Below are 12,455 nucleotides of genomic sequence, written 5' to 3'. Positions count from 1 at the left end.
GACTAGTATTAATTAGGTGATTCTCATTAACGTAAAATTCAAGCCATTGCCAGAGTATGTTGCAAACTTCCGCGAATTGGTAGCGGAGTTCACCGAGAAGACTCGCGCAGAAGAGGGAAATATCTTCTTCGACTGGTCTATCAACACTGATAACCCCAATGAGTTTGTGCTCATTGAAGCCTTCCAGGATGATGCCGCAGAAGCTCATGTCAACAGCGATCATTTCAAGGCTGCTTGTGAGCTTTTCCCAACCATCTTGGTTGAGACCCCAGAAATCATCAACACTCTTATTGAAGGCAAGACTGAGTGGGATCGTATGGCGGAGTTCGCAGTTAAGTAAAAACTATTGCTCCAATTTGTAAATTCTTTAATGTGAGCTAGTTCATATTGTCTTAAAAAGCAGTATGCTTGAAGCATGCATATCATAAACATTCGCTTTAAGCCTAAGGCTAAGTACGTGGAGACATTCCGCTACACAGTAGACAAATTCACAGAAGAAACTAGGGCAGGGGAAGGCTGCCTCTATTTCGACTGGTTCCGTAATACTGACTATCCCGGTGAGTATCTGGTTGTTGGAGTATGGACTGATGAAGGCGCCAAAGCGCACCTTCAAAGCGAGCCCTACCTCAGAGCACAAGAAACTCTGCCACCTTTACTGCAACAAACTCCGCTCATTGTGCAGAGCGAGTTTCCACACAAAAAGGGTTGGGAACGTTTCAGTGATTTTGCAGTTAACTAGTCGGACGCAGTTCAAATCCCCCATCTCGAAGGTATCTTTATCAAACCTTTGTAGCTAATGGGGGATTTTTCATACCCAGGATGCAAAATCCTAGCCAAATTACTTGTAGGCTCAAATCATGGGAAATAAAAAAGAATCTGAAAACCAGCCGGACTTCCACAAGAATCCGCCAAAGCTGGATAAAAAAGCTTATGAAAAAGAACTCAAGCGCCTCCAAGCTGAGTTGGTAGACCTGCAGCAGTGGGTCGTGGAAACTGGCGCCCGCGTGGTCATTGTTATGGAAGGCCGCGATGCCGCAGGCAAGGGCTCTGCCATCAAGCGCATCACTCAGTATCTCAACCCTCGCACTGCCAGGATTGAAGCACTTCCTACCCCTAGCTCCCGTGAAAAAGGTCAGTGGTATTTCCAGCGTTATATTGAAAAGTTGCCTTCAGCGGGTGAGATCGTCATCTTTGATAGGTCTTGGTACAACCGTGCTGGCGTTGAACGCGTCATGGGCTTTTGTACCTCCCAGGAGTACCGTCGCTTCTTGCACCAGGCCCCAATTTTTGAGCGTCTGCTGGTAGAAGATGGCATTCACCTGCGCAAGTACTGGTTCTCAGTGTCTGATGAAGAGCAAATTGAGCGTTTCCAAGATCGCCTGAGCGATCCCCTTAGGCGGTGGAAGCTTTCACCAATGGATCTTCAGTCCATTACTAAATGGGAGGATTATTCTCGCGCCAAGGATGAGATGTTTATTCACACCGATATTCCTTCGGCACCGTGGTACACCGTGGAATCTGAGGATAAGAAGCGTTCCCGCATCAACGTGATCTCGCATCTGCTCTCCACGATTCCTTATGAGAAGATTGATCGCCCACTGCCAGAAATCCCGGAGCGACCAAATCCTGATACTGATTATGTGCGTCCGCCGCGCGATGAGTTCCGCTATGTTCCTGATGTTGCAGCGCATCTAGAGGAAGATCGCATCGAAGCAGAAAAACAGCAGGAAAAGCAGGAGAAAAAGGACAAGAAGGCTAGGAAAGACAAAAAGGGCAAGAAGAAGGCTAAATAACTAGCCAACCCTGCCCTTCCTTAGACCCAACACCCCAACGCCCCAAAAGCTAAAAGCGCCTAAATGGTCGGAGTTTTGAGTTCTTCATTAAGTAGATTTTGGAGAACTACTACAACTCCGGCTTCTGCATTTGAAGGGGCGATTTCATCAGCCAAAGCCAAGATATCGGGGTGTGCATTGGCCATGGCATAGGAGGTGCCAGCAGCTTTCATGAGCTCGGTGTCATTGAGGTAGTCGCCAAAAACCAAGGTTTCAGATTCGGCAATTCCCAGGGCTTCGCGCAGGGTTGCAAGTGCGTGGCCCTTATTGGCGGATTCATCCATTACGTCGACCCAGTGCTTGCCGGAAACCACTACATTGGCATCGGGTGCAGCAGCGCGAATCACTGGAGCGCAATCTGTTTCGGCATCGGCGAAGGTGAAAATCGCAACCTTAATAACCTCGTCATTAACCACCTCGTGCAGGTCATCAACCTCATCAAGAGCAAGGTAATATTGGGTGCCTTCGGCGCGGAAAGCTTCGTCGAAACGCTCCACAAAGGCGCGCTCCGGGCGGCACACCACAGCACCCATGTCCACGGAGGATTCGCGGACTGCGTCGATAATCGCATGGACTGTGTCGGCATCGATAGTGGTCAAAGAAATAATCTCACCATTGTGCACAACCACGGTACCATTTTCTGCAATATAGGAAAGTGGTTCGCCTGCCCTTTCAAATTGGGTCTGCAAGGTGGCTAGTTGGCGGCCACTGGCAGGGGCAAAGGCAATATCTTTTTCCCGCAGCTGCTCCAGAACCTTCCAAAATCCTTCTGGAATTCTTCTTTGTTCATTAAGTAGGGTGCCATCCATGTCGGTTGCAACAAGGCGAAAATCCATGGGGGTGAGATTCCTTTCCAAAATCGTTCTAATTGCCTATTGTGTCACACTCCATGCTGCAAGCTATGCCACACTAGATTCATGAACATTATGGAAGCTCCTGTAATTATTGAAGTACGGCATAATACCGGCGTTGTTGCCCTAAATCGTGCGAAGGCTCTCAACTCCATAAATTTGGAAATGGTGAATATTATCCAGGATGCGCTCAATGCCTGGGAGACTGATGAGTCGATAAAGCAGGTGCTCATTTATTCAACGTCCGAACGGGCATTTTGTGCAGGCGGAGATATTAGAGATTTGCGCGAGGCGGTAGTTGCTGGAAATCCTGAGTTTGGAGATCACTATTTCCAAGCGGAATTTGATCTGGTGAACCACCTTGGAACCTATCCCAAGCCCGTGATTGCCCTGATTAATGGCATTGTGATGGGTGGGGGAATGGGCGTAAGTATGCATGGCTCACATCGCATCATTACTGAAAAAGCGCTTGCCGCCATGCCAGAGACCGCAATTGGTTATGTGCCCGATGTGGGATTTACTTATTTTTCCCAACAGGTAACCACACCTGCAATCGCTAAATTCCTCGGCATTACTGGCCGCCGCCTGAGTCCAGCTGACATGTTATGGACTGGCATCGCCTCGCATTTTATTCGCTCGGCGGATGTTGAAGCCTTCACCACCACATTGCTCCAAGACTCTCTCGAAGCCGCACTCGGTGAATTTTCCACCCAACCAGCAGAGGCGAGCACGCTGGCTGCGCAGGCGGAAAGCATTGAGGCAACCTTCGGCCAAAAAACTTGGGCGCTTATCGACGCTGCCCTCGCCGCGCATCCCGACGTGGCCTTCAGGGACGAGGTTTATCAGTTGTTGCGCCAGGCTGCGCCTAGTGCAATCGTGGCTACCTCGGCGTTGATGAATGCCAATCGCGAAGCACAGGATCTGCGCGAAGGTCTAGATAATGAGCTCATTATGGCGTTGCATATGATTCGCCAGCCAGATTTTGCTGAGGGTGTGCGTGCTGCGGTGGTAGATAAGGACCGAAATCCGCAATTCGGTAGCGTCCGTGCAGAGGAAGAATACGCAGCGTTAATTAAGAAATAGCAACCTCCTTTTGATAGCTTAGTTATAGAACTTTCGTTTGAGAGTTCTATTTTATGCGTGAGGGAAGGTGTGCAGTGAAAGCGCTGAGTAAAATACCTATTCCCTGGACCTGGTACCTGGGAATCATTGCTTTGATCGTGATGAGCATTGTGGCAGCACTAACGATGCTTAATCTTTACCCCGCGCAAATGCCTACCCAAGTAAATAGTGGTCTTTTTGCGCTGGGCGGTTCATATGCACCACCAATGACTTCTGAAACCCTCATCGCCCGCGTTGTGGCCGGCGCGGTGCTGGTCTTAGTGATTTCAGTGGGGATTTCGCTGCTAATTTCTTATCGATCCGAAAATCTGGCGCAGGATCATCCCCATGCTTCCGCCGTGCAATTGGTCCGCCGTTGGTCATTTTTAAATAATGTGCAAAGTTGCCTCGGTTGGTTCAGCTTTTTCCTGGCAGCAGTGCTCACAATTTCCGCTCTCCGCGTTAACGGCCCTGGACCGGTGAGCACCTTTGAAATGGCCGCCTATGTGATCTCAATTGCGGTGTTAGCCTGGGTGTTTGTTATTTCCCTACGGCGCGGCCAATTAGAAATCGACCGCGTCATCCCCACCCGCGAAGATGATTCCACACCAAAATGGGGCATCATTTATCACAATCCCGCCGACCCACGCGTTTTTATTGAGCTTGACGACGGCCAAACCACCGTAATTAACATGGCCCGCCCGGCGAGCTGGGCTTTGCTGGCCTTAATGATCCTGCCTGCGACAGTGATCGTCGGCATTATTATCTACGGAAGTTAATATCGATTTGGCGATTGTCCACCATGATTGTGTGACCATCAAAAACGACACCACGCAGCTGTGCATAGGCAGCAATTGCACGCTGGAAATCAATATCTTGAGCTATAGGTTCATGCAAGGTGGCATCCACAGCTGCAAAAGATGCTGGTGGTAGATGTAAACGTGGATGATCCAGCAACAGTATTAGTTGTCGGTTCCCTTCATTTAGTACTGCATGGGTCCAGCGCTTCAAAATGGGTTTTGCTACATTAATGAGCTCAAATTCCTGCGCTGCAGCAAGTGGTACCTCAGGAGTGGTGAGCAGCAAGATTCCATTATCAAAACCGAATCGCGCCAGCCCTTCAGTTTCCGAGCCCTGAAATTCTGGTTGCGCCCACGCCCATTTCCACGTGTTTCCCTCAATGGTGGCTAGTGGAAAAGCTTGTACCTCCAGCATATTTTCCACCAATGCGGTGCGAGTGTTGGGGTTGAACTGTAGCTGATGGCGCGGCGAGATGGCGTCGAAAAGCAATAGGTGCTCAGCCGACATCAAGGCCGCATCCGCGCGCACCTCGCGCAAGCCCATCCCGCCTGCGATTTCAATGGGTAGCCCGTTGCGTAGCAACAGGGAGGTGCCATCGCTGAAGGCGATGCGGTTGGTTTCAATGTGGATGCCCAAGCCACGGAAGGCGGCGTAGGAACTGAGCGCGCGTGCGAGGTCCGTGCCAGCTGGTAGGCCGGGGAGACCGTCGATGAGGTCGCGGCGGGCGTCGAAAAGCTGTGGCAAGTGATTAATGATCACCAGCGCTTGGCCACGGGAACCAAAAGGCGCGATGAACGCTGGTGCATTGCCATAAAGGGTGCGGCCCGCGGCGATGAGGGCGTCGCTCAAAGGCTGGGTGGCCCGGAGCTCTGGGATGTTGAGGTCCGCGCCACGGGTGGTTTCCCAGGTGAGAGCGTTATTGTTGATCCAGGCGATGACTTCACCGGTGGTATCAAAGGGGGTACCAGGGGTGCGATTAATTCTGATCTCGGCCTTGGTAGAACCCTCGGCGATATTAAACTCAACGCCTTGAATGCTTCCTAATTCAGCAGCAAAGGCCTGGTCAACGCTAGATTGTCCTAAAATTCCGTCTGTTAAAACGTCAGAGAGTGAGATGGGAAGAGGGATTTCCATTACCTTAGGATATTCCTTCTTGCTGGCTTTGGTGGGATTGTGCCAGGTTGTTTGCGGACCGATAATCTGTGAAAATAGTCGGAACATCTTAAAGAACCGGCGATTTCGAAAAGTGAGCACTTCAATTGAAGACTAGAAGAACCCGAATCCTCTCCTTAATCCTTGGCGCTTCAATGGGATTTACTTCAGTTTTCTGTGGTGCGGGAATTGCTGCAGCCTATGACTACGGCATGGATCCAAGTCAAAATTACAATCCAAATGATGATATTAAGGAGCGTCCAGAAGGAATTCGGGAGGTTCCTTTTGTTGGAACTCAATTGACCACTTTAGGATCCACCGACTCCACTGCCTTCTCCGGGTTTTTTACCTCGAATGAGCCACAATTTACGGACCCGCGTTATCCAAACGGCAAAGAGGGATTGCCTAAGGCAACCATTGATATGAACCCAGAGGTTTTGGCGCGTCTGCGGAATTTTATTGGGGTTGATGGAGACCGAATTCACCAGATTAATGCCTACTCACCATCAATGGAGCGCACCATTCCTTTGGTGTGGATTGTCCCGGAGGATACCTCTGTTCCACGCCCGACTGTCTATGCCCTTGGCGGTGGCGATGCCGGGCAAGGTCCAGATAACTGGGTTACCAAGACTGATCTTGATGAGTTGATGAGTGCGAGCAATGTCAACGTCATCTTGCCGATGCTGGGAGCTTATAGCTATTTTGCGGACTGGGTAGAGGAAAGCCCTGACTTAGGTGGAAAGCAGCAGTGGGAGACATTTCTTACCCATGAGCTGCCTGAGCCTTTGGAAGCCGCTATTGGAGCTGATGGGCAACGAAGCCTCATCGGTATGTCCATGTCCGGAGGTTCAGTGTTGAACTATGCCTCCCACAATCCCAATTTTTATTCCTCGGTGGGGTCCTTCTCTGGTTGTGCAGAAACGAATTCCTGGATGGGACGACGCGGAATCGCAGCTACCGTTATTAACGGCAATGCAGTTCCAAGCCAGATTTTTGGCGAAGTTGATAGTGATTACTCGCGCTACAATGATCCTCTGATTAATGCTTCCAAGCTGGGAGAACAGGACAACCTGTATATCTACGCAGCCTCCGGATTGGCTTCAGAGCTGGACTACTACGGCCCAAATGCACCCACCGATGAAGCAGGAATTGAAGATCGCCTGAAGGTGGGATTCCAAATTGAGGCGATGTCTAATGCCTGTACCCATAATCTCAAGGCAGTTACAGACCAAATGGGTATCGACACAATTAATTATGACTTTGGCGTGGTTGGCACCCATGCCTGGGATTATTGGAATGAAGCGCTGCACCGTTTCTACCCCTTGATGATGCAAGGTTTCGGCTTAGATGGTGGGGAAATCCCGGTTTATAACCCGAATGGCGTGAGCTCTTCGGAGACTTCCTCGGAATTGTCTTCCGAGGTCAGCCTTGGTGGAGCTATCGGCAGCGTTGTTGGAAGTTCTGGATCTAGCTAGACCGAAATTTTTTAAAGGCACCGCGACTTCCTTTGGGAGAAGTTGCGGTGCCTTTTGGTTTTGTAGCTGGGGTTTTAGGGCTCGGGCTCGGGCTTGAGTAGGGCGCAGGCGCGCTGGACCAGGGCCATTGCATCCTTCGGATCGCGGGGCTCTGGTGCCCGGTAGTACCACTTCAACGCGGAAGCAATTGCTGCCGCCTGGAGATGAATTGATACATCAATTTCGAAATCTTGCAGCCCTGGTTGCTTGTTGCGGAAGAAATCTCGAAGGGAATCGAGCATAATATTGGCATCAAGAGCGCAGGGTGGGGGACCGAGCGTTTCCAGAATTTCGCCAATATGATAAAGCGCGCTAAAAGAATCGAGCTCCGAATCTCCCTTGAGTAGGTGCGAAATTACCAGGTGCTCGAGTGCATCTTGGGCACCTAATTCTGGCGGAAGCTCATTAAGCTGCCCGATCAAATGGTTAATTCTCGAACGCATGAACTCCACAAGCGCTTCTTCCCGCGAGGCGAAGTAGTTGTGAAAGGTTCTCGTCGATACGCCTGCTGAGGCCGCAATTGTGGCAACCGTAAGGGCTTCGGGGCCGTCGGTTAGGGCAAGGTGCGCCGCGGCGCGTGCAAGCGCGTCGCGGGTGGCAGCCTTTTTAGCTTCACGCAGCCCCGACACCGGAGGTTTCCTTTAGCTTTTCAGTCTGAGCGTGGTTCAACTCGGTTAGTCCTTCACCTTCAACGTCAACGTTGGGAAGAATCTTATCCAACCACTTTGGCAGCCACCAAGCTTTGTCATCCAGCAGGAACATCGTTGCTGGGATGATCATCATGCGGACGATGAAGGCGTCGAAGAAGACTGCCGCGGCTAGGGCGAAGCCCATGGTCTTAATGAAGGCCATGTCTTGAGCCATGAAAGCAGCGAAGACGGAAACCATGATGATGGCGGCTGCGGTAACCACGCGGGCACCGTGCTTGAAGCCATTTGAGGTGGCGTTGCCAGCGGTTTTGCCCTTGGTAAAGCCTTCTCGCATGCGGGTGACCAGGAAGATTTGATAATCCATGGCCAGACCGAAGACCAGGCCGATGAGCATGATTGGCAGGAAGGAGAGGAGCGGCTGTGGATCGTTGATGATTCCGAAGGCACCTTCTTGGAAAATAGCCACGGTGGCGCCGAAGGTGGCGGCGACGGAGAGACCGAAGCCGAGAGCTGCAATTAGTGGCACCCAGATGGAACGGAATACCAGCAAAAGCACGAAGAATGCGAGTACCAAAACGATGAGGATATAAGGCACCAGGACGCTGGAAAGGCGCTCGGAGATGTCATCATAAATTGGGGTGACACCGGTGATGCCGTAGGTAGCTCCAGTTTCGGATTCGAAGGTGCTGATGTTGCTGCGTAGTGCCTGGAGAGTGTCCGAGGTGCGCTCATCGATCGCGTCATATTCAGGGGTGATGAGAATTTGCGCAGTGTCCATGTTCTCAGTGGTCTGAGTGATTTGCGCGTTCTTTACGCCGTCGATGGTGAGGAAGTCCTGCACTGCGGTGGCGAAAGCCTGTGGACGATCCTGTTCAGCCATATTGGTGGCATCTACCAGTGCGATCATTGGCGCATTTTTGCCGGGGCCAAAGGCCTCAGCGGTCATGTCATAGGCAGTTCGCGGTGCGGTGCCAAGCGCAGAGGTGCCATCGGTAGGCATAGCAAGACGCATATTTGTTGCAGGGATAGCGATTGCGCCGAGCAAGATAACGCCGACTGCGAGGTAGGCAAGTGGCATCTTGCGGATTAGACGGACCCACTTGAGGCCCATAGTGGGCTTTTCATCCTCGGGGTCTGGAACCTTAGGGCCAGGGACGCGAGCTGCGAAGATGCGGGTACCAAGTAGACCCAACAGGGCAGGGAGGAAGGTAAGTGCTACTAGGACGGCCACGGCCACGGTGATGGCGGCCGCGATGGCCATCACGGTGAGGAATGGAATGTTGATGATGGAAAGCGCAATTAGTGCGATGAGCACGGTGGTGCCTGCAAAAACGACGGCAGAACCAGCGGTTCCTACTGCCATACCCATTGCGTGCGCGCGGGTTTCAAGCGACATATTGCGCAGCTTCTGGACAAGATCCTTCGGCTCAAGGTCATTGGAACCGGTTTGCACAATAAGTTCATTGCGGAAACGGGACACGATGAAGAGCGCATAGTCAATGCCAACAGCCAGGCCGATCATGGAAGCCAGGGTTGGGGTCATATCACTGACAGAATCCGAGAATGCGGTTGCTAGCTGGATGCCCATAATGCCGATGCCGACACCGATAATTGCGGAAATCAGTGGCATGCCGGCGGCAATAAAGGAACCGAAAGTCACGATAAGTACGACGGCAGCGACGAGGAGACCAATGAGCTCAGAGGTCATATTCAGGCTGGTTGCGGCCGCGCCGAAGACATTGCCGTTATAAACAACGGTGAGATCGCCGTCATCGTAGGAGTCGAGGATATCGGTGACCGCGGTGCGGTCCTCCGCGGATACATCCGCCGCCGCCGCCGCGTCAAAAGTCATTGAAACAATGCCGGTGGTCTCATCCGGGCTTAGGGGGCTTATCGACGCGATGTCGATGGCGATTTTATCTGCTGGAACGCCCTGAGCTTCTAGAGCTGGAGTCATTTGAGCTGCTACGCCCTGAGCTGCCATTACGGGATCCACTACAGATTCTGGATCCTTCAGGACACCAGTTGCTCGGACTTCTTCGAGCATTTTATTAACTTCTGCAGAGACTGCTGGATCAGTGAGAGTGCTGCCTGCTGGAGCCTGGATTACTACTGAACCAGTTGGTGCAGAAGTAGCGTCCTCTGAACCGGGGAAGCGTTCCTGCATTTTCTCCATGGTGGTGACGGATTCAAGTCCGGGAATGGAGAAACTGCTGGTGGTTGGCTTGGAATAGAGGCTGGCAAGGGTAGAGATGCCAATGAGGAGGATGAGCCAAAAAGCTAGGAATGGCCATTTTTTACGATAGGCAAGGGAGCCAATTTTATAGAGAAACTTCGCCATGATGATCCTTCTGAAAAGAGAGGTTTTGGAGCTGGCTGTGAGTGCGGGAAATTTGCATCAATTGTGCAAACTTGCACGATCACTGCAAGTTTAGTTTGGCGGACGGGGTGAAGGTTAATGCCTAGGCCGTTTTGTGATGCAAGTGCAAGACCTTTGGAAATGTGTGATAAATCTCTATATTTTTGCTGGAGACAGAACGAACGTACTGATTCTGGGTTATTGTGCTGCTATGACTACGAATAACGCGAAATTTATCCCAACTGCAGACCTCGTTGATATTATCGGTGAAGACGTCCGGTCCTGTGACCTTCAATTCCGAAACCTTGGCGGCAAACTGGAATTTCATGGCCCGATTACTACGGTCAAATGCTTTCAAGATAACGCACTTTTAAAGTCAATTCTTGGCGAAGATAGTGAGGGTGGCGTCCTAGTTATTGACGGTGATGCCTCACTTCACACTGCTCTGGTAGGCGATATTATTGCTGCTCTTGGTAAGGATCATGGTTGGTCTGGAGTGGTAGTTAATGGCGCGATTCGAGATTCTGCGGTGATCGGCGACATGGAATTCGGCTGCAAAGCACTAGGAACCAATCCACGTAAGTCCACCAAGACTGGTGCTGGCGAGCGAGATATCGCCGTTAGTTTTGGCGGTGTGGATTTTATCCCTGGCCATTATCTTTATGCAGATTCTGACGGCATTGTTGTGACCGAGGAGCCAGTAGTTCAGTAACTGCTAGAGGTTGATGGGCTGATGGACTGATGGGCGACACTAAAAATTGGGGCTCCTTCCCTTTATGTGGGTAGGCTCTTAGTAACTATTTGTCGACTATCGAAGGTGTAACCAATTGTTTCATGCCGTGAGTTTTGCTCTTTTGGACTCTGTAAACGTCCTCCTCATTGGCATTGTTGTAGCAATTGCTGCACTGCTTCCTCGCGGCAGTAAATATGGGCCAATCGCCACCTTGCTCTTGGTTGGCGATTGGTTTGGCGTTTTCCTGCTAAGCATCGTTGTAATGCTTGTTTTTGATGGACTCGGGGGATTGGTTGAGGTATTCCTAGATTCCCCGTGGTTCGGGATAATTTTGATTGCAACTGGCGTTATTTCACTAATTGCAACTGTGCTTTCCAAGGGGGATAACTCCAAAATGCTGGATGGCTTCCTAACGCCTGTGAAGACCCCAAGTTGGAAAACTGTTAGTGCTGGCCTGATTTTGGGTGTAATCCAATCTGCCACATCCTTGCCCTTTTATGCAGGACTTGGGTTTTTGAGCATCGGCGATTTCAGCCCTGTGATCCGCTATGGAGGTCTGGTTGTTTATGCAACTTTGGCGTTAAGTTTGCCCATCATCGTTGCCGTGTTGGTTGGTTGGGTGCGTCGATATCCTGAGAGTCCGATTGGCACAGTGTTTGAAAAAGTTGGCGAAAATAAGTCCACTGTTGCCAAGTGGTCTGGGTATCTTGTATCGCTTATTCTTTGTTTGATGGGCGCAAATTCCCTCATCTAGGTCTTTAATTTTTGGGACTTTTTGGATGGTGATGCGCGCCGGGGACGATGTTCACGATCCGCATCCAATTTTCTACTCTTAAATCAGCTTCTTGGTGAGAAATTCCGCGACTGTAATCAGTGTAGAGCGAATGGATCGCAGGCAGTGGTCGAAACTTCGACTGGAGAGATTTCCCTTTGGAATGAATGAGAACCGGTGCGCCATAAGAATCTTCGAGCCCAGGTATTTTATTCGCCAGGTGGCCATGGAATTCAAGCGGTTTTCGACTCTGATTGGCGTTAAGAAATTTTCGGAGATCTTCTCGACTCAGTTCAATCCAACACCCGTACTCTAGCTTCTTGATTCCTGCCCCGACAGGGATTCCGATATTAGATCGAACAAAATGTCGTTTTGGTTTTGGGTAAAGGATTTGACAGACGTCAGGGCTGGAACTGATTCGGGCGCCTTGCATACTTGCATCTATTACGGGATCGGGGAGGTGCAGGCTAAGTGCTGGCACTCCGAAAGCGACGCCATTGCAAGCCGGGCAAAAGAATTCTGTTGTTTTCATAACCGCTCTTCCTGCGTATTTAAGAGTTTCCAGGTCAGTTTATGCTGCGGTTTAAAATTGTGACTCCGGGCGAGGGGCGTGGCTGTGGATAACTAGATTTGGCCATTGGTGATTGTGGATAACTTTAGGGTGAAGTTGCTGTTAGCTTGGCTTTTGTG

General features: G+C 50.8%; 13 protein-coding genes. 8 read left to right on the top strand and 5 right to left on the bottom strand.

Translation table 11 applies throughout. The annotated features are described in order from the left end of the window. The first annotated feature begins 16 nt into the window (after nt 1–16). The 3 genes from SFC07_RS12085 (at nt 17) to ppk2 (ending at nt 1,793) form a co-directional block, all read left to right on the top strand. Nucleotides 17–340, top strand: coding sequence for a putative quinol monooxygenase (locus SFC07_RS12085; RefSeq protein ID WP_411208566.1), 324 nt, complete (start codon nt 17–19; stop codon nt 338–340). Nucleotides 341–415: 75 nt separating this feature from the next. Next, entirely contained in the window at nt 416–739 is a 324-nt protein-coding gene (locus tag SFC07_RS12080) for a putative quinol monooxygenase (protein WP_411208565.1), read from the top strand. 118 nt (nt 740–857) lie between these two features. Next, nucleotides 858–1,793 carry a polyphosphate kinase 2 gene (ppk2, locus tag SFC07_RS12075; protein WP_411208564.1) on the top strand — a complete coding sequence of 312 codons (936 nt, stop codon included), beginning with the start codon at nt 858–860 and terminating at the stop codon, nt 1,791–1,793. Between the two features lie 59 nt (nt 1,794–1,852). Here ppk2 and SFC07_RS12070 read toward each other — a convergent pair whose 3' ends face one another. Then, nucleotides 1,853–2,668 carry a Cof-type HAD-IIB family hydrolase gene (locus tag SFC07_RS12070; protein WP_411208563.1) on the bottom strand — a complete coding sequence of 272 codons (816 nt, stop codon included), beginning with the start codon at nt 2,666–2,668 and terminating at the stop codon, nt 1,853–1,855. Between the two features lie 81 nt (nt 2,669–2,749). Here SFC07_RS12070 and SFC07_RS12065 point away from each other — a divergent pair, with 81 nt between their 5' ends. Both SFC07_RS12065 and SFC07_RS12060 read left to right on the top strand, forming a co-directional pair. Next, entirely contained in the window at nt 2,750–3,766 is a 1,017-nt protein-coding gene (locus SFC07_RS12065; RefSeq protein ID WP_411208562.1) for a 3-hydroxyisobutyryl-CoA hydrolase, read from the top strand. Nucleotides 3,767–3,840: 74 nt separating this feature from the next. Next, the gene (locus tag SFC07_RS12060) at nt 3,841–4,563 is read left to right on the top strand and encodes a hypothetical protein (protein WP_411208561.1); all 723 of its coding nucleotides are present in this window, start codon (nt 3,841–3,843) and stop codon (nt 4,561–4,563) included. On the opposite strand, the gene SFC07_RS12055 is transcribed toward SFC07_RS12060, so the two are convergent. Further along, nucleotides 4,547–5,719, bottom strand: a complete 1,173-nt coding sequence (locus SFC07_RS12055) for a DUF6882 domain-containing protein (protein WP_411208560.1) — start codon at nt 5,717–5,719, stop codon at nt 4,547–4,549. The two genes, SFC07_RS12060 and SFC07_RS12055, sit on opposite strands and share 17 nt — an antisense overlap. Before the next feature lie 173 nt (nt 5,720–5,892). Here SFC07_RS12055 and SFC07_RS12050 point away from each other — a divergent pair, with 173 nt between their 5' ends. Continuing rightward, complete coding sequence (locus SFC07_RS12050; protein ID WP_411208559.1) at nt 5,893–7,212, top strand: alpha/beta hydrolase; 1,320 nt, start codon at nt 5,893–5,895, stop codon at nt 7,210–7,212. 74 nt (nt 7,213–7,286) lie between these two features. Here the strand turns inward: SFC07_RS12050 and SFC07_RS12045 are convergent, their stop codons facing one another. Both SFC07_RS12045 and SFC07_RS12040 read right to left on the bottom strand, forming a co-directional pair. After that, the gene (locus SFC07_RS12045; RefSeq protein WP_411208557.1) at nt 7,287–7,880 is read right to left on the bottom strand and encodes a TetR/AcrR family transcriptional regulator; all 594 of its coding nucleotides are present in this window, start codon (nt 7,878–7,880) and stop codon (nt 7,287–7,289) included. Then, nucleotides 7,864–10,242, bottom strand: a complete 2,379-nt coding sequence (locus SFC07_RS12040; protein WP_411208555.1) for an MMPL family transporter — start codon at nt 10,240–10,242, stop codon at nt 7,864–7,866. The genes SFC07_RS12045 and SFC07_RS12040 overlap by 17 nt, the downstream gene beginning before the upstream one ends. A 229-nt stretch (nt 10,243–10,471) precedes the next feature. Between SFC07_RS12040 and rraA the strand changes: the two genes are divergently transcribed. After that, nucleotides 10,472–10,972, top strand: coding sequence for a ribonuclease E activity regulator RraA (gene rraA / locus SFC07_RS12035; RefSeq protein WP_411208553.1), 501 nt, complete (start codon nt 10,472–10,474; stop codon nt 10,970–10,972). 127 nt (nt 10,973–11,099) lie between these two features. Further along, nucleotides 11,100–11,747, top strand: a complete 648-nt coding sequence (locus tag SFC07_RS12030) for a hypothetical protein (protein WP_411208552.1) — start codon at nt 11,100–11,102, stop codon at nt 11,745–11,747. A 4-nt stretch (nt 11,748–11,751) separates the two neighbouring features. Here the strand turns inward: SFC07_RS12030 and SFC07_RS12025 are convergent, their stop codons facing one another. Further along, entirely contained in the window at nt 11,752–12,297 is a 546-nt protein-coding gene (locus tag SFC07_RS12025) for a DUF2199 domain-containing protein (protein WP_411208551.1), read from the bottom strand. Nucleotides 12,298–12,455: the final 158 nt, after the last annotated feature.

Origin of the sequence: Corynebacterium callunae, assembly GCF_046592015.1 — a bacterium.
GTDB lineage: Bacteria > Actinomycetota > Actinomycetes > Mycobacteriales > Mycobacteriaceae > Corynebacterium > Corynebacterium callunae_A.
The sequence above is the reverse complement of the archived record's forward strand: the minus strand, read 5'-3'. Positions and strand labels throughout refer to the sequence as shown.

Bases quoted from the DNA above. Each gene is read 5' to 3' on its own strand.
- SFC07_RS12080 (WP_411208565.1), top strand. From the start codon at position 416: ATGCATATCATAAACATTCGCTTTAAGCCTAAGGCTAAGTACGTGGAG.
- ppk2 (WP_411208564.1), top strand. From the start codon at position 858: ATGGGAAATAAAAAAGAATCTGAAAACCAGCCGGACTTCCACAAGAAT.
- SFC07_RS12070 (WP_411208563.1), bottom strand. From the start codon at position 2,668: ATGGATTTTCGCCTTGTTGCAACCGACATGGATGGCACCCTACTTAAT.
- SFC07_RS12065 (WP_411208562.1), top strand. From the start codon at position 2,750: ATGAACATTATGGAAGCTCCTGTAATTATTGAAGTACGGCATAATACC.
- SFC07_RS12055 (WP_411208560.1), bottom strand. From the start codon at position 5,719: ATGGAAATCCCTCTTCCCATCTCACTCTCTGACGTTTTAACAGACGGA.
- SFC07_RS12050 (WP_411208559.1), top strand. From the start codon at position 5,893: ATGGGATTTACTTCAGTTTTCTGTGGTGCGGGAATTGCTGCAGCCTAT.
- SFC07_RS12040 (WP_411208555.1), bottom strand. From the start codon at position 10,242: ATGGCGAAGTTTCTCTATAAAATTGGCTCCCTTGCCTATCGTAAAAAA.
- rraA (WP_411208553.1), top strand. From the start codon at position 10,472: ATGACTACGAATAACGCGAAATTTATCCCAACTGCAGACCTCGTTGAT.
- SFC07_RS12025 (WP_411208551.1), bottom strand. From the start codon at position 12,297: ATGAAAACAACAGAATTCTTTTGCCCGGCTTGCAATGGCGTCGCTTTC.